This is a genomic window from Leifsonia sp. Leaf336 (assembly GCF_001423695.1).
GTDB lineage: Bacteria > Actinomycetota > Actinomycetes > Actinomycetales > Microbacteriaceae > Leifsonia.
Map to the genome: position 1 here is coordinate 718,547 of NZ_LMOZ01000002.1, position 22,468 is coordinate 741,014.

Annotated in this window: 20 protein-coding genes and 1 pseudogene; 13 read left to right on the forward strand and 8 right to left on the reverse strand. The window is 69.7% G+C overall.

From position 1 onward, the window contains the following. Positions 1–43 precede the first annotated feature (43 nt). Positions 44–829 (forward strand): DUF7507 domain-containing protein, encoded by a 786-nt coding sequence (locus ASF88_RS12270; protein WP_055918667.1) that lies wholly within the window; start codon positions 44–46, stop codon positions 827–829. Between the two features lie 4 nt (positions 830–833). On the opposite strand, the gene ASF88_RS12275 is transcribed toward ASF88_RS12270, so the two are convergent. Next, positions 834–1,028 (reverse strand): hypothetical protein, encoded by a 195-nt coding sequence (locus ASF88_RS12275; RefSeq protein ID WP_055918669.1) that lies wholly within the window; start codon positions 1,026–1,028, stop codon positions 834–836. A gap of 144 nt (positions 1,029–1,172) precedes the next feature. Here ASF88_RS12275 and ASF88_RS12280 point away from each other — a divergent pair, with 144 nt between their 5' ends. From ASF88_RS12280 to ASF88_RS12290, 3 genes are all read left to right on the forward strand, one after another. Continuing rightward, positions 1,173–1,667, forward strand: coding sequence for a peptidoglycan-binding domain-containing protein (locus ASF88_RS12280; protein WP_055918671.1), 495 nt, complete (start codon positions 1,173–1,175; stop codon positions 1,665–1,667). Between the two features lie 110 nt (positions 1,668–1,777). Beyond that, entirely contained in the window at positions 1,778–2,272 is a 495-nt protein-coding gene (locus ASF88_RS12285; protein ID WP_055918674.1) for a hypothetical protein, read from the forward strand. Between the two features lie 77 nt (positions 2,273–2,349). Continuing rightward, on the forward strand, positions 2,350–3,402 hold the full coding sequence (locus ASF88_RS12290; RefSeq protein ID WP_055918678.1) for a PrsW family glutamic-type intramembrane protease: 1,053 nt from the start codon (positions 2,350–2,352) through the stop codon (positions 3,400–3,402). Between the two features lie 32 nt (positions 3,403–3,434). Here ASF88_RS12290 and ASF88_RS12295 read toward each other — a convergent pair whose 3' ends face one another. Next, positions 3,435–4,613 carry an ROK family protein gene (locus ASF88_RS12295; protein ID WP_162242576.1) on the reverse strand — a complete coding sequence of 393 codons (1,179 nt, stop codon included), beginning with the start codon at positions 4,611–4,613 and terminating at the stop codon, positions 3,435–3,437. A gap of 184 nt (positions 4,614–4,797) precedes the next feature. Between ASF88_RS12295 and ASF88_RS12300 the strand changes: the two genes are divergently transcribed. From ASF88_RS12300 to ASF88_RS12335, 7 genes and pseudogenes are all read left to right on the forward strand, one after another. Beyond that, positions 4,798–5,940, forward strand: coding sequence for a Gfo/Idh/MocA family protein (locus tag ASF88_RS12300; RefSeq protein ID WP_055918684.1), 1,143 nt, complete (start codon positions 4,798–4,800; stop codon positions 5,938–5,940). Then, positions 5,937–6,905, forward strand: a complete 969-nt coding sequence (locus ASF88_RS12305) for a sugar phosphate isomerase/epimerase family protein (protein WP_055918687.1) — start codon at positions 5,937–5,939, stop codon at positions 6,903–6,905. The genes ASF88_RS12300 and ASF88_RS12305 overlap by 4 nt, the downstream gene beginning before the upstream one ends. Before the next feature lie 59 nt (positions 6,906–6,964). Then, positions 6,965–8,095, forward strand: a complete 1,131-nt coding sequence (locus tag ASF88_RS12310) for an ABC transporter substrate-binding protein (RefSeq protein ID WP_055918690.1) — start codon at positions 6,965–6,967, stop codon at positions 8,093–8,095. Beyond that, positions 8,095–8,538, forward strand: a pseudogene (locus ASF88_RS20970) (hypothetical protein); the annotation flags it as partial. The gene ASF88_RS12310 and the pseudogene ASF88_RS20970, both read left to right, overlap by 1 nt. Positions 8,539–9,327: 789 nt before the next feature. Then, the coding region (locus ASF88_RS20975) for an ABC transporter permease (protein WP_442915027.1) at positions 9,328–9,750 on the forward strand (423 nt) is incomplete at its 3' end. 10 nt (positions 9,751–9,760) lie between these two features. Beyond that, the gene (locus ASF88_RS21170; RefSeq protein WP_442915032.1) at positions 9,761–10,237 is read left to right on the forward strand and encodes an ABC transporter permease; all 477 of its coding nucleotides are present in this window, start codon (positions 9,761–9,763) and stop codon (positions 10,235–10,237) included. Next, a complete protein-coding gene (locus ASF88_RS12335; protein WP_055918706.1) occupies positions 10,237–11,160 on the forward strand; it encodes an ABC transporter ATP-binding protein in 924 nt (307 codons plus the stop codon). Before ASF88_RS21170 ends, ASF88_RS12335 begins: the two co-directional genes overlap by 1 nt. A gap of 67 nt (positions 11,161–11,227) precedes the next feature. Here ASF88_RS12335 and ASF88_RS12340 read toward each other — a convergent pair whose 3' ends face one another. From ASF88_RS12340 to ASF88_RS12350, 3 genes are all read right to left on the reverse strand, one after another. Continuing rightward, a complete protein-coding gene (locus tag ASF88_RS12340) occupies positions 11,228–12,268 on the reverse strand; it encodes a DUF4037 domain-containing protein (protein ID WP_235493426.1) in 1,041 nt (346 codons plus the stop codon). A 68-nt stretch (positions 12,269–12,336) separates the two neighbouring features. Continuing rightward, complete coding sequence (locus ASF88_RS12345) at positions 12,337–13,974, reverse strand: amidohydrolase (RefSeq protein ID WP_055918713.1); 1,638 nt, start codon at positions 13,972–13,974, stop codon at positions 12,337–12,339. A gap of 132 nt (positions 13,975–14,106) precedes the next feature. Continuing rightward, positions 14,107–15,042 carry a LysR family transcriptional regulator gene (locus ASF88_RS12350; RefSeq protein ID WP_055918716.1) on the reverse strand — a complete coding sequence of 312 codons (936 nt, stop codon included), beginning with the start codon at positions 15,040–15,042 and terminating at the stop codon, positions 14,107–14,109. A gap of 148 nt (positions 15,043–15,190) precedes the next feature. On the opposite strand from ASF88_RS12350, the gene ASF88_RS12355 reads away from it, so the two are divergent. Both ASF88_RS12355 and ASF88_RS12360 read left to right on the forward strand, forming a co-directional pair. Further along, positions 15,191–16,648 carry a purine-cytosine permease family protein gene (locus ASF88_RS12355; RefSeq protein ID WP_055918719.1) on the forward strand — a complete coding sequence of 486 codons (1,458 nt, stop codon included), beginning with the start codon at positions 15,191–15,193 and terminating at the stop codon, positions 16,646–16,648. Beyond that, complete coding sequence (locus ASF88_RS12360) at positions 16,645–18,210, forward strand: GMC family oxidoreductase (protein ID WP_055918723.1); 1,566 nt, start codon at positions 16,645–16,647, stop codon at positions 18,208–18,210. The genes ASF88_RS12355 and ASF88_RS12360 overlap by 4 nt, the downstream gene beginning before the upstream one ends. Before the next feature lie 124 nt (positions 18,211–18,334). On the opposite strand, the gene ASF88_RS12365 is transcribed toward ASF88_RS12360, so the two are convergent. From ASF88_RS12365 to ASF88_RS12375, 3 genes are read right to left on the reverse strand one after another with little or no spacing between them, the layout of a single operon-like run. Continuing rightward, a complete protein-coding gene (locus ASF88_RS12365; RefSeq protein ID WP_055918725.1) occupies positions 18,335–19,858 on the reverse strand; it encodes an APC family permease in 1,524 nt (507 codons plus the stop codon). Positions 19,859–19,876: 18 nt separating this feature from the next. Next, positions 19,877–20,755 (reverse strand): HpcH/HpaI aldolase/citrate lyase family protein, encoded by an 879-nt coding sequence (locus tag ASF88_RS12370; protein ID WP_055918727.1) that lies wholly within the window; start codon positions 20,753–20,755, stop codon positions 19,877–19,879. 13 nt (positions 20,756–20,768) lie between these two features. Further along, positions 20,769–22,232: an aldehyde dehydrogenase family protein gene (locus ASF88_RS12375; RefSeq protein ID WP_055918730.1), complete on the reverse strand. Its 1,464-nt coding sequence runs from the start codon at positions 22,230–22,232 to the stop codon at positions 20,769–20,771. Between the last annotated feature and the right edge of the window lie 236 nt (positions 22,233–22,468).

The following is a 22,468-nucleotide window of genomic DNA, read 5'->3' on the forward strand; positions in this document are numbered from 1 at the left end:
TGATGTCCTCCGCCGCGACGGCGGCCCGAGAGGGAGGCCTGGCATGATCCTGTCGAAGCTGTCCACCGATACACCGACGCCCACGCCTGCGCCGAATCCCGCACCGGCGATGTCGGCCGAACTCGCGCCCTGGCTGCCGACGGTCGCGCTGCTCGTGGCGATGATCCTGGCCTTCATCGCGTTGCTCTTCTACATGGCCCGGATGACCAAGAAGAAGAAGGATGCGGACACGAGCGTGGTCCGGGCCTGGATCGCGGTGACGCTGATCGCGGGACTGCTCATCCTGACGGCCGTCACCTTCGGGGGAACGGACTCCAGCCTGCGGAACACCCTCGTCGGCGGGATCGTCGCCGCCGCAGGAACCGCTGTCGCCTTCTATTTCGCGACCAAGGCCAACGAAGCTTCCAACGCCGCGGTACTCAAGGCCGCGGGGATCGACGGGGGAGGAGCCTCGCGTGCCTCCCTGGCACTGACACAGATCGCGGTTCCTGCCATCAGCGAGCCGCCCTCGCCCACGGACGTGATCGTGTTCCACTTCAAAGTCACGAACAACTCGAATCAGACGCTGCGCGACGTCGTGCTCGTGGACTCGCTGCAGCCTCCGACGGCGATCACCTACGTGTGGCCGACCCCGTCCCAGCCGGGAGTGTTGAAGGGCGGCGAGTCCGTGTCCGCCTCGACGACCTACACGATCCAGGACAGCGACATCACTGCCGGCGCCGTCAAGAGCCGCACTGTCGCGACGGGCGCACCACCCGCCGGGGCCGTCATCACGTCCGCTCCCGAGACTTGGACGACGGCGCTGAAACCACCACCCGCCGGTGCGTGAGGCCTTATTCCTGGAACACCCCCAGCATCCGCTCCCGGTTGTCGCCGAGCGCGCGCTCGCAGCCGGACGCGCAGTGCACGTCCTGCGGGGCCGTGCGGAATCCCGCCTGGCCCGGGTTGCCGAGCATCTTGACCGTTCCGTCCATCCGCTTTCCGCAGATCGGGCAGTTCGCCGAACGCAATTCGATCCTGATCGCCATGACGACACGGTAAGCCCGATCGTGTCCCCCGAATGCGGGGCACGCGGTCGTGCCTCCAGATCGCGACCTCCATTGCCGTAGACGACCCGGTTTGGGACACTTCTGGCGACAACCCGAGACCGCATCAGCGAGAGGGAGTTCATCATGGCGAATCCAGGACAGCCGACCGTGCAGCAGGGCGACACCGGAGGTGTGGTCAAGCGAGTGCAGCGGGCGCTGAGACGGACGCCGAACCTCTCCATCGCGGTCGACGGCATCTTCGGGCCGGCCACCCATGCGGCCGTCGTCGAGTTCCAGCAGGGAGCAGGCCTCACGCCGGACGGCATCGTCGGCCCGCTCACCTGGGCGGCCCTCCCGGACGGCGGGCCGATGCCGGTGCTGCAGGAGGGAGCCTCCGGGCCGGTGGTGTCGAGCCTCCAAACCATCCTCACCAATGGCGCCGACCAGTGGGGCGGGGTGACCCCGCAGGGCATCGACGGGATCTTCGGGCCGCACACGCGCGCGGCGGTGGAGGCCTTCCAGGGCTGGGGAGGCGTGACCGTCGACGGCATCGTCGGCGACCAGACGTGGAGCGTCCCCTTGCACGCGGCCAGCGCGACGCTCGAATCCGCGGTCGGATTGCAGTACGTGGAGTCCTGAGCCCCGCTGGGCCACCGCGTGAAGTGACCATTGCTCAGATCGCTCGGCGGGACTACCGTGTGCCGAGCCGGTCGGACGACCGGTTTGGACATCGGCTGAGGAGGACCGACATGAGTGATCGCACTGAGTCTGCAGGCGTTTCCGGCACCACGGCAGGGGCGGGAGGCTCGACGGTCGCACCGCCGCCGCAGGTGAACACGGCGTTCTGGCTCTACATCGCCGGCGCCGCGCTGAGCCTCGTCGCGCTGATCATCTCCCTCGCGACGGTCGGGTCGCTGAAGTCGACGCTGATGCAGCAGCAGAGCGGTCTGTCCGACAGCGCCGCGAACGCGGCCATCGGCATCTCGGTGACGCTCGCCGTCGTCTTCGGCATCCTGTACATCGCGGCGTACGTGCTGTTCGCCGTCTTCATGCGTCGAGGGGCCAACTGGGCGCGCATCGTCCTGCTGATCGTCACCGTCCTGTCGCTTTTCGGCGTCCTCGGCGGCTACGGCGTGGGCGCGGCCCGGGCGATCGTCGGCGTGATCGCGACGATCCTGATCTTCCTGAAGCCGGCCAACGAGTACTTCCGCTCAGGGCGGGCCGGCCGCGCCGGGCGCGCCTGATCCGTTCGCCCTCCGCGGCGGCGTGTCGCCCGTTCTGGAGGCGGGCGTGCGCCGCCGCGGAAACATAGGCTGACCGGGTGACCTACGCTCCACCTCTGCTGCCGCCGAGCGGCTGGTACCCGGACCCGTACGACCCGCGCATGCTGCGCTGGTGGAGCGGCGCCGAATGGACCGGGTACACCTACCCGGCCGTTCCCGTGTACGTGCCCAAGAAGCGTGAGCCCCGCAAGTGGATGGGCCGGTTCGGCGGGTGGATCATCGCCGCGGCCAGTGCGGGCGTGTGGCTGTGGGTGTTCGGCTTCAGCCTCCTGTTCGCCGCGATCGCTCCGCACGCGCGCGCCGAGGGGCCCAGCGTGCTCTCTCCGTTCCTGCTGCTGACCGGGGCCGCGACCGTGGGTGTCGCCCTGCTCTACACGATGATGTACAAGCTGCGTCCCGACGACAAGCTCTCGGCCCCGCGGTTGCTCCTGATGGCCGGGCTGGGCGGGTTCGCCGCGACTCTGGTGGCGGCTCCGATCAACTCGATCATCGATCTCGCCAGCGGGGGCACCTCCACCCATCCCAGCGAGCTCGCGCTGGTGATGGCCGGGGTGGTCGAGGAGACCGTGAAGCTCGGGTTCGTCCTCCTCCTGGCGCTGAAGCTCCCCGTCAAGGACGCCCGGATCGGCCTGTTCGTCGGCGGCGCCGTCGGCATCGGCTTCAGCGTCATCGAGAACCTGGGCTATCTGCTGGAGGCGTTCGCCCGCGGCCAAGCCGACGGATACGGGATCGGGCTGTTCATCGGCACGACGATCGGTCGCCAGCTCACCGGGCCGTTCCTGCACCCGGTGTTCTCGGCGCTGCTCGCCGCCGCAGTGTTCGCCGGGGCGCGGGAGGGCCACTACCGCTTCTCGATCGGGGCGGTGCTGGCGTACCTGGGCGTCGTCGTCGCGCACGGAGGCTTCGACGGGTTCCTGGGATGGATGCAGACCGTGCCGTTGAACGCCGCCGCTCGCGGAGGCCTGGTGCTGCTCTTCGAGTTCGTGTTCGTCGTGGCCAGCGGCCTCACGTGGTTCTTCATCGCACGGCACATCCGGAGGACCGTGCGCCCGGCGCCTGCCGATGTAGAGGGGACGCAACACGCCGTTTGACCCGCGCCGAAACGGCGTGTTGCGTCCCCGCGTCAGCTCGCGGCCTCCGCAGCCGCCTGCTCGGTCGCGGAGGACGCGATGGGCGCCGGGCCGATCGCCGCCATCCCGGCTGGTGTGAATAGCTGGTCGCTCAACGACTCGATGCACATGCGCAGGCAGCCGGTGAGCACGCTGGCGTCGCCGTACTGGGAGCCGCGGAGGCGCACCTCCAGCGGGCGGTCGTTCGTGGCGAGCTCGCGCTCGAGCGCGGGGATGAGGAGGTCCTGGATGGTGCCGAGCGAGCCGCCGAAGATGATCTCCTCCGGCGCGAGCAGCCAGGCGATCAGGGTGATGCTGGCGCGGAGTGCGCGTGCGAGCCGGTCGACCTCCTCGAGCGCGTGCGACTCCCCGGCGCGCGCCGCGGTGACGAGCTCCAGCGTCGCCGCGTGGCCCGGCGCCAGCTCGTCGGCGAGATCGACGAGCAGCGGGCTGACCAGGTCGTGGAGGCCGAGGTCGCGCGCCCAGCTGACCTCGCCGGCCGCGCCGTCGCGCCCCCGGTAGAGCTCGCCCCGCAGCACGAGCCCGATGCCGATGCGCTCGCTGTCGGAGAAGATGTAGGCGAAGTCCTGCACCTCGCCGTCGCGCGACCACTTCTCGCCGAGCGCGGCGATCTTCGCGTCGTTCTCGACCCGCACCGGGCAGTCGAACAGCTCGCCGACGGCGTCGCTCAGCGAGAATCCCGTCCACTCGGGCATCGTCATCGGGAGGTCGACCATGCCGTCGTCGCGCACGATGCCCGGCGTCGAGACGGTCACCGCGACGACCGCCGAGCGGTCGACGCCCGCCGTGTCGAGGAGTTCGGTGACGCTGTCGTCGAGCAGCGAGAGCCGCTCGGCGCGGGAGGTCTTGATCGGCAGCGGAACGCGCAGATCGGCGAGGATCTCGGTCGCCAGGTCGGCGACCGTCGCGTGGATCTGGCCGGCCTCCAGCTGCAGGGCGACGACGCACGCGGCGTCGTAGCGGAACGCGTAGCTGCGCGCGGGCCGGCCGACCGGCCGGGCGGCGGGGCTCGCCGAGTGCACCTCGGTCACCCAGCCGCTCTGCATGAGGTCGTCGAGGATGAGCTCGATCGTGCGCCGGGAGAGCCCGGACTCACGCTGCAGCGCCGTCATCTTCGCCGGGCCGGAGCGATAGAGGATGCCGAGCGTGCTCGCAGCGTTGCGCTGCCTCATGTCCTGATGGTCCATAGCGGTCTACCCCTTCGTGCCGAGGCCGATACTACGGGATCGGAAAAAGTTTTGCTATCAATCAGCATAATTGTTTTGCTATCACCTCGCATAATTGATACTGTCCCCTTCAACAGCCGATCGCGAAGCTCGCGAGCAGGCTTCCCGGCTTCAATGTAGAAGGGCGAACGTGACTCGCAACTCAGATCGGATCGGCGTCGGCATCGTCGGTTGCGGCAACATCTCCGGCGCGTACTTCCGCGGTCTCGACCGGTTCGCCGGCCTGCGGATCGTCGGCTGCACCGACCTCAGCACCGACCTCGCGCGAGCCGCGGGAGAGCGGTACGGCGTGCGGGTCTTCGACTCCGTCGAGGCGCTCGCGGCCGACGACGAGGTCGACATCCTCGTCAACCTCACCCCGCCCCTGGCGCACGAGAGCGTCACCCGCGCCCTGCTCGCCACGGGCAAGCACGTCTTCACCGAGAAGCCGCTCACGGCCTCCTTCGCGACAGCGGCCCCGCTCGTGGCCGAGGCCGAGGAGCGCGGCGTGCTGTTCGGCTCCGCACCCGACACCTTCCTCGGCTCGGCCGGGCAGACCGCCCGCGCCGCCGTCGACGAGGGCCTGATCGGCGAGGTGATCGGCGCCACCGCGTTCGTCACCCACAGCAAGGCCGAGCTCTGGCACCCGGACCCGACCTTCCTCTTCACGCCGGGAGGCGGCCCCGCCCTCGACATGGGCCCCTACTACATCGCCGCGCTGGTCAACCTGCTCGGACCGGTCGCCAGCGTGTACGCCAGCGCCCGCATCGGCAGCACCGTCCGCCCGGTGTCCACCCCGGGCCGGCGCGTCGAGTCCATCGACGTGACCATCCCCACGCACGCCTCGGCCACGCTCGACTTCGCATCGGGCGCCATCGGCACCGTGCTCGCCAGCTTCGACGTCTGGGACCACCAGCTCCCGTTCATCGAGCTCTACGGCTCGAAGGGCACCCTCAGCGTGCCCGACCCGAACAACTACGACGACACCGTGAAGGTCCGCCTGCATGGCGAGCCCGCGTGGCGCGAGCTGGCGCCGGTGATCGACGGCTTCACCGACGGCGTGCTCGAAGACCTCCTGCCGCTGCGCGGCCCCGGCGTCGCCGACCTCGCCGGCGCCCTCGACGGCGAACCCTTCCGCACCAATGCGGGCTTCGCCCTCCACGTTCTGGAGGTGCTCGACGCGATCGCGAACGGCACCGACGGCGTCCACACCCTCACCACCACCTGCGAGCGTCCGGCGCCCTCCACCGCGACCTGGACCTCCGCGACAGCCAAGGAGACGGCGAACGCATGACCACCACCACCACCGCCCCCGTCACGACCCGCGCCTTCGGGGTCGACCTGATCACCTTCTTCGACCCCGCCTTCTACGGCGTCTCCTCCCGTGAGGAGCTGGAGTCGCTCGCCGCCGCCGAGCCGCGCCAGGTCTGGAGCCGGATCCTCGACGCGCTGCAGGAGGCCGGCATCGCGGAGTTCGAGATGACGTTCGCCCCCGCCGACCGTCTCACCGCGATCGCCGCCTACGGCTCGGCCGAGGCCTTCGCCGCCGAGGTCGCCTCCCGCGGGCTCTCGGTGGTCAGCGCCTACTTCGCCGACATCGAGCACGCCGACGACGTCACCGACCCCGCCACCCGGGAGGCCATCCTGGCCGCCGCCGAGACCGAGTCGGCGTTCCTCGCCGAGATCGGCGCCTCCTACCTCGTCGCCGGGCTGCCGATGCGCCGCAACAACGCGCAGGGCGACAATCTCGCCCCGGTCGACCTGGCCACGGCCCTCCCGATCGCCGACATCGCCAACGAGGTCGGCGCGATCGCCGCCCGTCACGGCGTGACGCTCGCCCTCCACACCGAGAGCCACTCGGTGTTCTGGACTCCGCGCGACGTCGACCTGTTCCTGCTGCTCACCGACCCCTTCCTCGTGGCGTTCTGCCCCGACACCGGCCACATCGTGCTCGGCGGGGGAGACCCGGTGCAGCTCGTCTCGCGCCACCGCGAGCGCGTCGTCATCGCGCACTGGAAGGACGCGGCAGGCGCCTTCCGCGAGAAGGCGCTCGTCGACGGCGACATCTTCGACCGGCATCGCCCCTACTTCCGCGCGGCCGGACAGGGCATCGTCGACTGGCCCGCGTTCGCGCGCACCCTCGCCGAGATCGGCTACGAGGGCGGCATCCTGCTCGAGCTCGATGTCGCCTCGGACCCCGTCGGGCAGCTCATCGCGGCCCGCACCTACCTCGAGGATGTCACCGCCGGCATCCTCTGACCCCCGCCCCCACCCGCCAGGAGTGGATCATCAGCACCACATACAAAGGAGAGAAAGACGTGAACGACTCACGCAGCAGCAAAGGGCAACGACGCCGCTCCATCGCACGACGGGCCACCATCGCCGTCGGAGCAGCCGTGGCAGCAGCCGTCGCCCTGACCTCGTGCTCGCTCTCGCCGAGCGCATCGGGCAGCGACAGCAACACCCTGACGGTCGCCATCTGGAAGGGCTACGGCGCCGACCTGCCCTGGGTCGCCACCGACTTCAAGAAGGAGACGGGCGCGACCCTCAAGTTCCAGTACATCGACTCGGAGGCCAACGAGCTCCAGCTCGTGAAGAAGGCGAACGGCGGCATCGACGTCGCCCTGCCGAACATCCAGTACATCGGTCAGGGGATCGACGACGGGATCTTCCACGAGCTCGACACCTCCAAGCTGACGAACTACACGGACTACTACTCGGACCTTTCCGGTCGCAAGGAGATCCGCAAGGACGGCAAGCTGTACGGGGTGCCGTGGACGTGGGGCAGCACCGGCCTCTTCTTCGACAGCAGCAAGGTGTCTCCGACCCCCGACTCGCTCAGCGTGCTGTGGGACCCGAAGTACAAGGGTGAGATCGCCCTGATCGACGACCCGAACGTGCTCGTGCCGATCACGGCGCTGTACCTCGGCGAGGACCCGCAGAACCCCGACATGACCAAGGTCACGCCGGCCCTCCAGAAGCTGAAGGACAACGCGAAGCTTCTGTACTCGTCGACCGACGACCTAGCCAAAGGCATCGCGAGCGGCTCCATCGTCGCCGGCATCAGCAACTCCGACGCCATCGGCGGCCTGATCTCGAGCAAAGCGGCGGGCACCGACAACTTCAAGTACGAGATCACCAAGGAGGGCGCGGTCGGCTGGATCGACAACTGGGCGATCGCGGCCAAGACCCAGCACCTCGACCTCGCCTACAAGTGGCTGAACTACATGACCGGCAAGGAGTTCCTCACCAAGTGGGCGAACACCCCCGCGGACGCCTCGCCGGCCCCGGCCAACAAGTCCGTCGTCGACGCGCTCGAACCGGCCACGCTCGACCGCCTGCAGGCGAACCCGGACAAGATCTCGAGCCTCGCCCTCCAGCTGCCCCAGCCCGCCGATCGCCTCCAGTCGTGGCTGGACGCCTGGACCCAGGTGAAAGCCGGCTCCTGATGACCACAGCCCCTCTGTCCCTGGCCCGCCGTCCCCGGCGGCGGGCCAGGGGGGCCCTGGGCACGGGCTTCCTGCTCACGCCCGGCGGCATCCTCCTCGTCCTGTTCGCCCTGCTGCCGCTGATCGCCCTGCTGGTGATCGGATTCACCAACGGCGCGGGGAGTCTCACCTTCGAGAACTTCGCGCAGATGTTCGGCAGCCCGGTGTACATGTCGCTGCTGGGCCGCACGCTGCTGATCGCGTTCTGCGTGACCGTTCTCAGCATCGCGCTGGCCTGGCCGGCCGCGTGGGCGCTGGCGCGCTACACCAGCCCGAGGGTGAAGCCGCTGATCCTGGGCTTCGTCATCATCCCGTACATCACGTCGCAGCTGCTGCTGATTTACGGATTCGTGAGCCTCATCCAGGCGGGCGGACCGGTGATGTCGCTGCTGTCGGGGATCGGTNCCTGGACGGTGACGATCCCGTACACCAGCCCGAGGGTGAAGCCGCTGATCCTGGGCTTCGTCATCATCCCGTACATCACGTCGCAGCTGCTGCTGATTTACGGATTCGTGAGCCTCATCCAGGCGGGCGGACCGGTGATGTCGCTGCTGTCGGGGATCGGTGTCGCCGACCCGCAGGCGTCGATCATGTACACGCCGACCGCCAACATCCTGATGCTGGTGCAGGAGTCGATCCCCACTGCCATCCTGGTGATGTACTCGGCCTCCGAGCAGATCAACGGCTCGGTGCTGGAGGCCTCCCGGACCCTCGGCGCGAGCAAAGGCTTCGTGTTCACCCGGGTGATCTGGCCGCTGTCGACCGCGATGATCGGCGTGAACTTCGCGCTCACGTTCGTGCAGACCGTCGGCGCGTTCGCCGAGCCCGCCATCCTNCACCCGGGTGATCTGGCCGCTGTCGACCGCGATGATCGGCGTGAACTTCGCGCTCACGTTCGTGCAGACCGTCGGCGCGTTCGCCGAGCCCGCCATCCTSGGYGGCCCGAACGGGCAGATGCTCGGCAACACGATCTCGGCGCAGCTGCAGGCCGGCGTGCATCAGCAGTTCGCCGTGGCGATGTCGCTGGTGCTGCTGGTGGCATCGCTGATCGTGGTCGGAGGGGTGACCGGCCTGCTCACCTGGTCGCGCAACGCGCTCTCCGGCGTCTCGAAGGCCGGCCGGCCCCGCGCCGAGCGCGTCGTCGCTCAGACCCGCATCGCCGAGGATGCGCTGACCACCGAAGGGGTGCTCCGATGAAGACCGCCGTCCTGCCCCGGCTGATGAAGGTCTGGCTCTACGTGGTGCTCGTCATCCTGGCGCTGCCGCTGCTGGCCATGACCGCGCTCAGCCTGAACCAGTCGCGCTACGGCACGTTCCCGTTCCACTTCACCTTCGACTGGTACGCGAACCTCGCCCACGACCAGGCCCTCGTCGACGCCCTGCTCACCAGCCTCAACCTGGCGACGCAGGCGACGATCTTCGCCGTCATCGTCGGCACGCTGCTGGCGCTCGGGATGGCGCGGGCGCGCGTGTTCATCACGGTGCCGATCAACGGCCTCCTGCTGGCCCTGCTCACCGTGCCCGCCCTGATCCTCGCCGCCGGCTTCGTCGTCGTCTTCGGCTGGCTGGGTCTGGGGTCGAGCACGCTCGGGCTGATCCTGGCGTCGATCGTGACCNCCCGCCCTGATCCTCGCCGCCGGCTTCGTCGTCGTCTTCGGCTGGCTGGGTCTGGGGTCGAGCACGCTCGGGCTGATCCTGGCGTCGATCGTGACCTCACTGCCGTTCGTCGTCCTGATCGTCTCGGGCCGGCTGCGCGACCTGAATCCGAACTACGCGGAGGCCGCCCACTCCCTGGGCGCGGGCCCGGTGCGCACGTTCCTCACCATCACCATCCCGCTGATCGGACCGTCGATCATCGCGGGCGGACTGCTGGCGTTCGTGATCACGTTCAACAACTTCGCGATCCAGCTCTTCCTCGCGCCGATCGGCGTCTCCACCCTCCCCGTGCAGATCTACTCGATGGTGCGCCTCGGCGTGACCCCCGACGTGGATGCGCTCGCGACGATCATCATCCTCAGCACCGTGCTGCTGGTCGTCGTGCTCAACTGGCTCTCCGGCAACGCCGCCAAGCTCTTCACCACCTCCACGAACAAAGGAAAATGATGGCCGAGCTCACCGTCTCGCGCGTCTCCAAGACCTTCAACGGCACGCGCGTCCTCGAACCGCTGGAGAAGCGCAACATCGGCTTCGTCTTCCAGAACTACGCGCTCTTCCCGCACCTGAGCGTGCTCTCGAACGTGATGTACGGCCTCCGCGCCCGGCGCACCCCACGCTCGGCGGCGCGCGCCAAGGCGGAGGCGATGCTGGGCCTGGTCGGCCTCGGCGACTTCGGCGGCCGCTCACCCGCACAGCTCTCCGGAGGCCAGCAGCAGCGCGTCGCGCTCGCCCGCGCCCTGGTCACCTCGCCCGACCTGCTCCTGCTCGACGAACCGCTCAGCGCGTTGGACAAGAAGATCCGCGGCGAGATGCAGCGCGAACTCAAGCGCATCCACCAGGAGACCGGCCTCACCACCATCATGGTCACCCACGACCAGGAAGAAGCCATGGACCTCGGCGACCAGGTGATGATGCTCGACCACGGCGTCGTGCAGCAGAACGACACCCCCGAATCCCTGTACCGCGCCCCGGGCAACCGGTTCGTCGCCCAGTTCCTCGGCGGCCAGCTGCTCGGCACCGGAGTGGTCCACGGCACCGGGCCATCGGCCACGGTGGAGATTGGCGGCCTCTCGCTGACCACCGCCCAAAACGACCTGCGCGAGGGCGACCGGGTGGACGTGCTGGTCATGGCCGAGCGCGTGCGCATCGTCCGCGACGACGCGGTAACCCCTGCGGGAACCGCGACCGGGATCCTGAGCGCGATCGACTTCTTCGGGCCCTTCGCCCGCGCGGAGATCGCCGCCGGCGACCTCCGCATCCCCGTCACCATGCTGTCCCAGGAGGCCGAGACCCTGGTCGCCGGCCAGCAGACCCGCTTCACGATCTCGCCCGAAGGCCTCCACGCCTTCGCGGGAGAGCGGGCCGCCTGACCCGCGCCGCCGCCGCCGCCGAGACGTGAGTATTCGTGGGAATCCCTGGTCCGATTACCGCGATTACTCACGTCTCGGCGCGGTACGCGCGGCGCCGGGCCTCCGGGTTCATGAGCAGGTCGACGTTGTCGGTCCACTGGTCGATCGATCCGCGGCCTCGGGGGAGGTCGCGGATCCCGGGATCGACGATCGGATCGAGCAGCTGGGCGATGATCGCCGGGTCGGGATGGAGGAAGGGGCGATCCCAGAACGGGATCGTCGCGCGTGACACGTCCGTCAGACCGCGTTCGTTCTGTCGTTCGAGGAGACGCTGCAGCGCGTCGGCGAGCGCGTGCTGTGCGGCGCCCGGCTCGGCCGCCGTGAGCACGGTGTCGATCGGCAGCTGCAGCTCCTCTGCGCCGGGCAGCGCGGCGAAGGCCGTGCCGAACCATTTCGAATACGGAGGCCAGCGGCGCTCCAGCAGGAACGCCAGGTGCATCGCCACGTGTGCCAGACGAGCCGCGATGATCCGTGCGCCCGTCTCGTCGCCCAGCTCGGCGGCGCGGCCCATCAGTGGAAGCTCCTGTGCCAGCCGCATCCAATCGCAGGCCAGGACGTACCTCCAGACCTCCTCCGGATACCAGGCGAGGTCGCGACGGGCCGTGTCGAGTTCGCCGTCCGCATCGATGAAGACCGGCCCCGCGACGACCTCCAGCACGGCCTGACCCGTGAGCGAGAGCCAGTCTCGCGCCGCGATGCCCGCTCGGGGATCGAAGCCGAGCCGCGACCGCAGGAAGCTCCCGACCGAGCTCACGTCGACGTGGTTGCGGGGATCGCTCTCGCTCGTGAACGCGAAGCGCGTCGGCAAGCCCGCGAACGACTCGGGCAGCGCCTCGTCGAGGTACCGGGCGACGTCGTCGACGGCGTCAGCCGCGACGAAGAGCTGCAGCCGGAGTCCCCAGTCGTGGTCGCGCGACGTCCGGTCGTCCAGTCCGAGCACATCGGATCCCTGCCCCAGCCGCCCCGCAGAGAACGGGAGGCCGGGGAATTGTGAAGAGACGAGCGGCGCGACGACCTCGTCGCAGTAGGCGCGCGCGAGCTCGATTCCGGTGGTGGTGTCATCGATCACACGCTCCATCGTGCCCGATCGGCCGCTCGTCGGCCCGTCGGCTGGGCCGATTAGATCGGTCGAAGCGCTCAGGCGCGGTAGACGCTCCGCCCATCCACGAAGGTCTCGGTCACGCGGGCGGCGTCGAACGAGCGGCCGTCGGAGATGTCCCGGTCGAGGAGGACGAGGTCGGCGGCAAGCCCCGGTTCCAGCCGACCGGTGGTCGCCTCCAGGCGTCCGACCCAGGCGGCGGTGCCGGTGTACGCGTCGAGCACGGTCGCCGCGGGCAGCGCTTCGGAGGCCAGCAGCGGCTCGGTGAGCGCGAGCCCGGTCGCGTGCGGGTCGGTGGAGGGCGCCAGCCGCGTGGTTCCGGTGTGCATCGCCCACAGCGGGTTCGGGTCGGACACCGGCCAGTCGCTGCCCGCGACGATGCGGGCTCCGCGGGTGCGCAGCGTCTCGAACGGGAAGTGCCGCGTCGCCCGGTCGTCGCCCATCATCGGCAGCTTGCGCTCGACGATCTCGGTGTCGGTGCGCGCCCACAGCAGTTGCGCGTTCACGGTGACGTCGAGTTCGGCGAACCGGTCGACGTCGGCGGTGTCGACCACGTCGAGGTGCGCGAGCTGGTGGCGGCCTCCCGCCGGCCCGTTGACGGAGCGGGCGTGCGCCACGGCGTCGAGGCACTCGCGCACGGCGCGGTCGCCCACGGCGTGGAGGTGCACGTCGAAGCCGCGTGCGTCGAGTTCGGCGACGATCGTCGCGAGCTCCTCCGGCGGGATGAACGAGTCGCCGCGCACTCCCGGCTGGTCGGTGTAGTCGTCGAGGAGGGCGGCCGTGCGGTTCTCGATCATGCCGTCCTGCATGATCTTGACGGTGCTCGCGACGAGGCGCGAGGTCTGCGCGACCCGGTCGCGCCGCGCCTCCAGGTCGGCGAGCTGGTCGAGGCCGCGGTCGCGATCCCACCACTGGCAGAGCACGACCCGGGCGGTGAGCGCACCCTGCGACTCCAGGCTCAGGTAGGCGTCGAGGGAGTCGGGACCGAGCTCGCTCTTGCCCACGGCCGCGTCGTGCCACGTCGTCACGCCCACTGCGTGGAGGCGCTGCTGCGCGGCCAGGATGGCCTCCTCAAGGAATCCGGGCGCGGGCTCAGGGAGGATCGCGTCCAGCGCCTGCATCGCGGTGTCGAGCAGCACGCCGGTGAGCTCGCCGTGCTCGTCGCGCACGAAGTGACCGCCCGACGGGTCGGCGATGTCGGGGGCGATCCCCGCGGCCTCCAGCGCCCGGGTGTTCACCCAGACGCCGTGGCCGTCGTGGCTGGTCAGGATCACCGGGCGGTCGCCGACGACCGCATCGAGCAGCGCACGCGTCGGGAAGCCTCCGTCGAAGACATCGCCGTACCAGCCGACTCCGACGATGGTGCCGAGCTCGGGATGCGCGCTCGCGTAGTCGGCGATGATCCGCAGGTAGGCGTCGGCGTCGTGCACGGGCATGAGGTCGATGCCGAGCAGGGAGCTCCCGGCCATCGGCGGGTGCACGTGCGTGTCGTGGAAGCCGGGGAGAAGGGCGGCGCCGCCCGCGTCCCGCACCTCGGTGCCGGGGTCTCTCAGCGCAGTGAGGTCGTCGTCGACGCCGACGGCCGCGATGACGCCGTCACGGACGAGCACGCCGCCGTCCTGCCAGCGGCCGTCGCCGAGGAAGAGGCGGGCGTTCATGATGTGCAGACTCGTCATCGGCGTCCCTTCGCGTATCCGACCAGTCTCCGTTGCACGGTATGGATCACGCAAATAGGTTCGAGTGGATCACTTCATCAGCACGCTAGATGTGTGACTCGCGCGAAACGCCGGCGTCATCCGCGCCGGCGATCAGGCTCGCGACGGCGCCGGATTCAGCGACTCGGCGACCACCTGTGCGGCGATGTCGCTGACCGCCCGCGCCCGCGCCGTCGCCCGGACCGAGCGCATCGCGGCGAGCACCACCGGCAGCGCGGGGACGCTGTCGGCGATCGGGAGGGCGGCCACCCGTTCGCCGTCGTAACTGAGGTCATGCCGCGGCCGCTGGTTGAGGATCGAGAACCCGTGGCCGTGCGCGACGAACGCGCGCACGGTCTCATAGTTCAGCGAGCGGTGCCGGATCTCCGGCTGCAGGCCGGCGCCGGCGAGGATGCCGAGGAAGTACTCGCGGCTGTGCGGCAGGTCGAGCAGGATCATCGGCTCACGCGAGAGCTCGCGCAGGAACACCTGCGGGGAGGCCGCCAGCGGATGATCGGCCGGCAGGATGACGTGCGGGGGAGCGTCCGACAGCACCGCCGTGCGGATGTCGTTGCCGAAGCCGAAGTCGTAGCCGATCAGCAGTTCGACACGGCCGCTGCGCAGCGCGGCCCGTGCGCCGTCGGTGTCGAGCTCGTCGACCTCGATGTCGAGGTAGGGGTGCTCCGCTCGCACCCGGCTCACGATCGCGGGGAGGACGAACGGCGCGAGCGTGACGAAGCAGCCGATGCGGATGGTGCCGCGCACCTGGTTGTCGATGCCGCGCGCGGTGTCGAGCGCCTCCTCCAGGTTGAGCAGGAGGGCGCGCGCATCGCCGAGGAACTGCTGCCCCGACGGCGTGAGCGTGAGGCCCCGCGAGCGCTGGCGGATGAAGAGCTGCGCGCCGACCTGCTGCTCGAGCTGCGCGATGGCCGACGAGACCGCCGACTGGGCGACGAACAGCTCCTCCGCGGCGCGCGTCATGGAGAGGTGCGTCGCGGCCTCGATGAAGTAGCGCAGCTGCGCCAGGGTGACGTCGGGCTTCTTGCTCATCGGAGGCCTCCCGGTTACGACGATGTTTCCGCTCTGTTTCCTCCGGCGCGGTATCTGCCGAAGTGATGCAGTGCTTCAGGCAACCTTAGTTGATTGATGCGGAAAAGCAGCAGAGGCTTCTATGCCAAACGACGACGAGGAGCACACCATGAGCACAGAGGCCCGCATCGAGCCACGCAGCGACGCCCTCGGCGTCGAGACGCGCACCATCGACTACATCCCCGAGAACGAGCGGCACGGCAAGGCACGCAACCTGTTCACGATCTGGTTCGGCGGCAACATCATGATGCTGTCGATCGCGACGGGGCTGCTCGCGACCGCCGTGTACGGCCTCCCGATCTGGGCGGCGATCATCGCGCTCATCGCGGGCAACCTGATCGGCGGTGTCGTGATGGCGCTGCACGCGGCGCAGGGGCCGCAGATGGGCGTGCCGCAGATGCTGCAGACGCGGGCGCAGTTCGGTTCGTACGGCAGCCTCCTGGTCGTCGTCATCGTCGTCGGCATGTACGTCGCGTTCTTCGCCTCGAACGTGATCCTGGGAGGCCAGGCGCTCGACTCGCTCACCCATATCGGCGACTTCTGGTCGACGGTGCTCGTCGGGCTCATCAGCGTGTTCGGCGCTGTCTTCGGCTACCGCCTCCTGCACGTGTTCGGAACGGTGATGAGCATCGTCGCCGGCCTCACCATCGCGCTGGTCTTCGTCTACATCTTCGCGGCGGGGACGCTGCCGGCCAGCGCTCTCAGCTACGGGTCGGTCACCGCCACCGGCATCATGGGCACCATCTCGGTCGCCGCGCTCTGGCAGATCGCCTACGCTCCGTACGTCTCCGACTACACGCGCTACATGCCCAAGGACACCGGCGTGCGGGCCGCCTTCTGGGCGACCTTCGCAGGCTGCGTCCTCGGCTCCGTCATCCCGATGGTGCTCGGCTCGATCGTCGGCGCCGCCTTCCCCAAAGACGACGTGGCGACCGGCCTGAGCGCCCTGATCCCCGGGATCGCCGGGCTCGCGATGCTGGTCTTCGGAGTCGGGATCAGCGTCAGCAACGGCATGAACCTGTACTGCGGCAGCCTCGCGATCATCACCATCGGGCAGACGCTGTTCCCGAAGTGGCTCCCGCGGGCCGTCACCCGCGGCGCCATCGCGGTGATCCTGTTCCTGGTCGCGCTCGTGCTCGGCTTCGCGTTCTCCGCCAACTTCCTGGTCAACCTGTCGAACCTGATGATCCTGCTGCTGTGCGTGCTCATCCCGTGGACCGCGGTGAACCTGGTCGACTACTACGCGGTCAAGCACGGCAAGTACGACATCGCCTCGCTGTTCCGCCAGGACGGCGGCATCTACGGCCGCATCAACCGCAACGCCGTGATCTGCTACGTGCTCGGCATCCTCGTGCAGCTGCCCTTCCTCAGCACGGCGTTCTACACCGGCCCGATCGCCACCGCGCTCGGCGGCGTCGACATCTCGTGGATCGTCGGCCTCGCCGTGATCTGCCCGCTCTACTACGCGCTCATGAAGTGGGCGCCGTCGAAGCCGCCGGTGCTGTCCGGGCCGGAGTCGGCCTCCACCCCTCTCGCCCCCTCCATCGGAACCGCAGGAGCAGAATGACCGCCGAGCCCACCAGCACCGCCACCGCCGCCGCCGAGTACGACTATGTCGTGGTCGGCGGTGGCACCGCGGGCGGCATCGTCGCCGCGCGGCTCTCCGAGAACCCGGAGGTCACCGTCGGCCTCCTCGAGTGGGGCCCGAGCGACCGTGACGAGGGCCGGGCCCGGTCGATCCGGCGCTGGGAGGAGATGATCGAGAGCGAATACGACCTCGACTACCGCAGCGTGCCGCAGGAGCGCGGCAACTCGACCATCCGGCAGTCGCGCATGCGCATCCTCGGCGGCTGCTCCACGGCCAACACGATGATCGCCTGGCGCCCGCCGGCCTCCGACCTCGACGAGTGGGTGGAGGCCGGGGCGGCCGGGTGGGATGCCGCGAGCTTCCAGCCGTACTTCGACCGGCTGCGGATCCCGATCCACCCGGTGGCTGCGGCCGATCGCAATCCGTTCGTCGCCGACGTCGTGTCGGCCGCGAGCAGTGCCCTGGGCCTCCCGCTGCAGGAGCAGTGGAACGACGGCCGCACCGACACGCTGGCGCGCGGCGCCGGCTTCTTCGAGGTCGGCTACGACCCGCAGACCAACGTGCGCGGGTCGAGCTCGATCCACTACCTCCACGACGTCATGGACACCCGGGAGTCGCTCGACGTGATCACCGGTGCTCGTGCCGAGCGCGTGATCGTGGAGGACGGCCGAGCGGTCGCCGTGGTCTATCGCTCGGCGGACGGCGAGCTTCAGGCGGTGCGCGCGCGGCGCGAGATCGTGCTCGCCTGCGGGGCGATCGACACGCCGCGGCTGCTGTTGCTCTCGGGCATCGGCCCGGTCGACGTGCTGGAGGCGGCCGGGGTGGAGCCCGTGCTCGACCTGCCGGGCGTCGGCGAGAACCTCCAGGACCACGCCGAGGGCCTCGTGGTGTGGGAAGCCGTGTCGGCTCCGCCCGCGATCTCGGCCTCCGGCTGGGACGCCGGCGCGATGGTCGGCGTCGACGGCGACCCGGCGAAGGCGGACGTGCTCATGCACTTCCCGGTCGAGCCGGTCGTCGACCACCCGCGCGCACGCGGTGTGAGCTTCCCCGAGACCATCGTGGCGATCGCGCCGAACGTGGCGAAGCCGCACAGCCGCGGCCGGGTCACCATCGCCTCCGCCGACCCTGCCGAGCCTCCGGTGATCGACTACCGCTACTTCACCGACGCTTCCGGCCACGACGAGCGGATGCTGGTCGCCGGCGTGCGCCTGGCGCGGCGGATCGCGGAGGCCGAGCCGATGCGGCGGCACCTGGTGCGGGAGGTCTTCCCTGGCCCGGAGGTGCAGACCGACGAGGAGCTGTCGGCCGTGCAGCGCGACATCCACCAGACCGTCTACCACGTGAGCGGAACGTGCCGGATCGGGGCCGTCGACGACCGGCTCGCGGTGGTCGACCAGTCACTGCGGGTGCGGGGGATCGACGGGCTGCGGATCGCTGACGCATCGGTGTTCCCGACGCTGACCTCTGTGAACCCGGTCATCACCGTGATGATGGTGGCGGAGCGGGCGGCCGACCTGATCGCCGCGCGCGTTCCGGCCTGACCTCTCCACCTCACGCAGTCAGCGGAGGAGATCCACGAGTGCGGGCCTCGAAAACGCGGCTAACGGAGGAGATCCCGGCCTCAAGGACCGGGATCTCCTCCGTTGTCGCGTGGGGCGACGGCCGTCAGTCGCGCACCGGCTCCAGCAGCAGTTCCGGCTCGGGGGCGACGCGGCGGTCGCGGGCCCGCTGCCAGAAGTAGCCGGCCAACGCCAGAACCGTGATGACGATCAGCGTGCCGACGGTGAAGCCCTCGAAGGTCGGCCGGTCGACGCCCCAGGTGTCGATGAAGTCGTACTTGAGGCCGAACACCGACTCGAGCGTGCCGGGGAACACCGCGACCCACGAGCCGAGCAGCACCCAGGCGTAGATGACGACGACGGCGGTCCACAGGCCGGCCTTGCCGCCCGGGACGCGGAACGGACGCTCGATGTCCGGGTACTTGCGGCGCAACCGGATGATCGACGGGAAGATCACCAGGTACGACAGCAGCAGCGTCGAGATCGCGACGGTCAGCACGACGGTGAACACGGCGGCGGTGCTGCCCTTCAGCAGCAACGTCGCGGCGATGCAGAAGACGGTGGCGACGATCCCGGAGAGCAGATTCATCCGCACCGGGGTGCCGAACCGCTTGGAGAAGACGCCGAAGTAGCGGAAGAACGCGCCGTCGGCGCCGGCGGCGGCCTGAACTCGGTCGGAGGCGATCATCCAGGCGCTCGCCTGCGTCAGCACCACGAACACGAACAGCAGAGCCGCGACGAACATCACCGGCCCGGTGGCGATCCCGTAGACCGAGAACACCTCTTTGAACGCGTCGAGGAGGCCGCTGGCGCCCTGCACCTTGTCGGCCGGGAGCACCGCCAGGATGGCGAAGATCGGGACGAGGTAGCACAGGATCGAGATGATGCCGGAGGAGGTGATGGCCCGCGGGACGTCCTTCTGCGGGTTGCGCATCTCCTCGGCCGCGCCGTTGGGCGCCTCGAATCCTACGACCGCGAAGAGGATGACCGGGGTCACCGCGAGGAAGCCGCCGAGCGTCGGCGAGAAGGCGCCGGCCGCGTAGCCGTGGACGCCGTTCTTCATCGCGTAGACCACGACCGTGACGACGAAGACCAGCAGCAGCGCGATCTTCACGACCGCTCCGGCGGCGACGATGTGCTTGCCGTAGCGGAGGCCGATGATCGCCGTGCCGATGGCCAGCCAGATGAACGCCAGCTTGAAGACGATGTCACCGGCGCTGCCCTCCGGCAGCGGCGCGATGTAGGCGCCCCAGGTGGCGGCCGAGATGAACACCAGCGAGCCGCCCATCCAGAGCGGGTTGGTGATCCAGTAGAAGAGCGTCGCGATCGCGCCGGTGAGCTTGCCGAACGCGAGCCGCACCCAGACGAAGGGGCCGCCCTCGTCGTGGAAGGTGCTGCCGAGCTCGGAGATGACGAGCGCGTACGGGAACAGGAACGTGATGCCGATCACGGCGGTCCAGGTGAACGCCTCCGCACCGCCACCCGCCGCGATCTGCGCGACGGTGTCGATGGAGATGACAGCGCCGATCGAGAGGAAGACGATGTCGAGGCGGCCCAGCGTCTTGTGGAAACGCTGGGCCCGGATGCTGGAGGTCGCGAGTTTCGCGTCGTTCCGGGTGGATGAACTCATCGGGGGACTCCTTCGTCCTTACATTCTCGTGGGGGATGGGGTGGAATTCGGGGCAGAGCTGAACGCGCGGTCGAGCTCGAGGATCCGCTCGGCCCGGCCGAGACGCGGGAGGTCGCTGCCGTCGCGCACGACGCGGCCGCAGGCGTCGAACTCCTCCAGGAAGTCGCTGGCCCACGACACCTCCTCGGCCGACGGCGCCATCACCTCGTTGACGATCGCGACCTGGGCCTCGCGGAGGCAGAGCCGCCCGGTGAGGCCGAGCGCCGACGCCGAGCGGGACTGCTCGGTGACGATCGGCACGCCGTCGACGACCGACGGTCCGTCGATCGGGCCGGGGAGGCTTCCCACGCGGCTCGCGACGACCAGCCGCGAGCGCGGGTAGGCGAGGGCGAGCTCGTTGTTGGCGACGCCCGTGTCGCGGCGGTAGTCGCCGCTGCCGAACGCGAGCCGGAAAACACCGGCGGCGCGTGCGATCGCGGCCGCGTTCTCGATTCCGAGCGCCGATTCGATCAGCGCGACGACCGGCGTCCCGCCGCCGAGTCGCTCGGAGGTCTCGGCGACGTGGCCGGCCTCCTCGGTCTTCGCGAGCACGACGCCGAGCAATCCGGGCGCGCCCCGGAGCCGGTCGAGGTCGTCCGCCCAGAACGGCGTGGTGCGGTCGTTGATCCGCACCCACGCCTCGCCTCCGGTCTCGAGGAACCGGGCGACGCGCTCGCGCTCGACGCCTTTGCGGGAGGCGTCGATGGCGTCCTCCAGGTCGATGACGACGGCGTCGGCCCGCGAGCCGCTGACGGCGACCGCGTCGAGGCGGGCCGCCGAGATCAGCAGCCAGGTGCGGGCGACGTCCGCGGGGACGCCGAAGCCGGGGCGGGAGGGCGTGTCGAGCTGCAGGGTCATGGTGTGGTGCGTCCTAGTCGTGCTGGAACCACGTGGTCTTCAGGCCGACGTAGTTGTCGATGGCGTGCCGGGAGAGATCGCGGCCGAACCCGGACTGCTTGAACCCGCCGAACGGGGTGGTCGAGCCGAGGGCGTCGACGGTGTTGACCGAGACCGTGCCGGCGACGAGCCGGTCCGACACCCGGTGGGCGCGCGACAGGCTGGAGGTCCAGACCGACGCCGCGAGGCCGTAATCGGTCGCGTTCGCGGCGTGCACGGCGTCGTCCTCGTGGTCGAAGGCCTGCACCACGACCAGCGGCCCGAAGATCTCGTCGCGGTGCAGCGGGTGCGAGAGCGGGAGGCCGGCGACGATCGCCGGGTCGATGAACGCGCTCGAATCGCCGCGCTGGTGGCGCTCGCCGCCGATCAGCTCGCCATCACGGGCCGCCGTTTCGATCGCCGCCGCGACGTCGTCGGCGTGCGCGCCGGAGATCAGGGCGCCGTTGCCGCTGGCCGGGTCGAGCGGGTCGCCCGACCGGTAGGCCTGGGCGGCGTCGGCGAGCAGGCCGACGAACTCGTCGTAGACCGGGCGCTCGACGAAGATGCGCGAGTTGGCCGAGCAGACCTCGCCCTGATTGTAGAAGGCGCCGAACGCGGCTTTCTCGGCGGCCAGGGCCAGGTCCTCCGTGTCGGCGAAGATCAGGTTGGAGCTCTTGCCGCCGGCCTCCAGGCTGAGCCGTTTCAGGTTCGACTCTCCGGCGTACGTCATCAGCTTCTTGGCGACGGCGGTCGAGCCGGTGAAGGTGAGCGCGTCGACGTCCGGGTGGAGGCCGAGCGCACGGCCGATGACGGAGCCGGGGCCGGGCACGACGTTGAGCACGCCGGCGGGGAGGCCGGCCTCCAGGGCCAGCTCGCCGAGGCGCAGGGCGGTGAGGCTGGTGGTCTCCGCGGGCTTCAGCACCACGCTGTTGCCGGCGACGAGCGCCGGTGCGAGCTTCCACGCGGCGATGTCGAGCGGGTAGTTCCAGGGCACGATCGCGGCGACCACACCGAGCGCGACGCGGCTGACGATCGCGGTCGAGCCCGGGGGAGTGGCCGGCACCTCGTCGGTCAGCTTGTCGGCCAGCTCGCCGTACCAGCGGAACGTCGCCGCGGTTCCCGGCACATCGACCGCACGCGTCTGCGAGAGCGGCTTGCCCATGTCGAGCGACTCGAGCAGTGCGAGCTCTTCGGCGTCGCGTTCGATGAGCTCCGCGAGGCGGTGGAGCACCGCGCCGCGGTCGGCGGCGCCGAGTCCGCTCCACACCCGGCTGTCGTAGGCGGCCCGGGCGGCGGCGACGGCGCGGTCGACATCGGCGAGGCCGCTCTTGGCGACCTCCGCGAGGGCCGCGCCGGTCGCGGGGTTGATCGTGACGAAGGTCTCGCCGGAGGCCGCGCCGACCCGGTCGCCGTCGATGAGTGCCCTGCCGTCGATGCGGACGGTTGTGTCGATCGTCATGCCGGAAGAGTACGCAGGATGAGTGCATCGAAACGAGCGACGAAAAGCGTTGAAGTGCATCGAGAGAATCGATGTCGCGGAAGGGCGCTGCACATCGGCCGGGCAATGCAGGAAATGTTCACGCGCGTGAAACGCACGCGAAGCATCACTTCACCTGATCTGATTCGTCGATTCTCATTGTTTTACAGATTCCATCGCTCCTGCTGACAATGACTGGACGAGCCGCGGGACGCACG

What these genes read in the sequence shown, in the direction of transcription:
- ASF88_RS12345 (WP_055918713.1), bottom strand. Translation starts at nt 13,974, where the DNA reads ATGACGAGTCTGCACATCATGAACGCCCGCCTCTTCCTCGGCGACGGC.
- ASF88_RS12360 (WP_055918723.1), top strand. Translation starts at nt 16,645, where the DNA reads ATGACCGCCGAGCCCACCAGCACCGCCACCGCCGCCGCCGAGTACGAC.
- ASF88_RS12275 (WP_055918669.1), bottom strand. Translation starts at nt 1,028, where the DNA reads ATGGCGATCAGGATCGAATTGCGTTCGGCGAACTGCCCGATCTGCGGA.
- ASF88_RS12335 (WP_055918706.1), top strand. Translation starts at nt 10,237, where the DNA reads ATGGCCGAGCTCACCGTCTCGCGCGTCTCCAAGACCTTCAACGGCACG.
- ASF88_RS12305 (WP_055918687.1), top strand. Translation starts at nt 5,937, where the DNA reads ATGACCACCACCACCACCGCCCCCGTCACGACCCGCGCCTTCGGGGTC.
- ASF88_RS12375 (WP_055918730.1), bottom strand. Translation starts at nt 22,232, where the DNA reads ATGACGATCGACACAACCGTCCGCATCGACGGCAGGGCACTCATCGAC.
- ASF88_RS12350 (WP_055918716.1), bottom strand. Translation starts at nt 15,042, where the DNA reads ATGAGCAAGAAGCCCGACGTCACCCTGGCGCAGCTGCGCTACTTCATC.
- ASF88_RS12280 (WP_055918671.1), top strand. Translation starts at nt 1,173, where the DNA reads ATGGCGAATCCAGGACAGCCGACCGTGCAGCAGGGCGACACCGGAGGT.
- ASF88_RS12295 (WP_162242576.1), bottom strand. Translation starts at nt 4,613, where the DNA reads ATGAGGCAGCGCAACGCTGCGAGCACGCTCGGCATCCTCTATCGCTCC.
- ASF88_RS12365 (WP_055918725.1), bottom strand. Translation starts at nt 19,858, where the DNA reads ATGAGTTCATCCACCCGGAACGACGCGAAACTCGCGACCTCCAGCATC.
- ASF88_RS12270 (WP_055918667.1), top strand. Translation starts at nt 44, where the DNA reads ATGATCCTGTCGAAGCTGTCCACCGATACACCGACGCCCACGCCTGCG.
- ASF88_RS12370 (WP_055918727.1), bottom strand. Translation starts at nt 20,755, where the DNA reads ATGACCCTGCAGCTCGACACGCCCTCCCGCCCCGGCTTCGGCGTCCCC.
- ASF88_RS12355 (WP_055918719.1), top strand. Translation starts at nt 15,191, where the DNA reads ATGAGCACAGAGGCCCGCATCGAGCCACGCAGCGACGCCCTCGGCGTC.
- ASF88_RS12285 (WP_055918674.1), top strand. Translation starts at nt 1,778, where the DNA reads ATGAGTGATCGCACTGAGTCTGCAGGCGTTTCCGGCACCACGGCAGGG.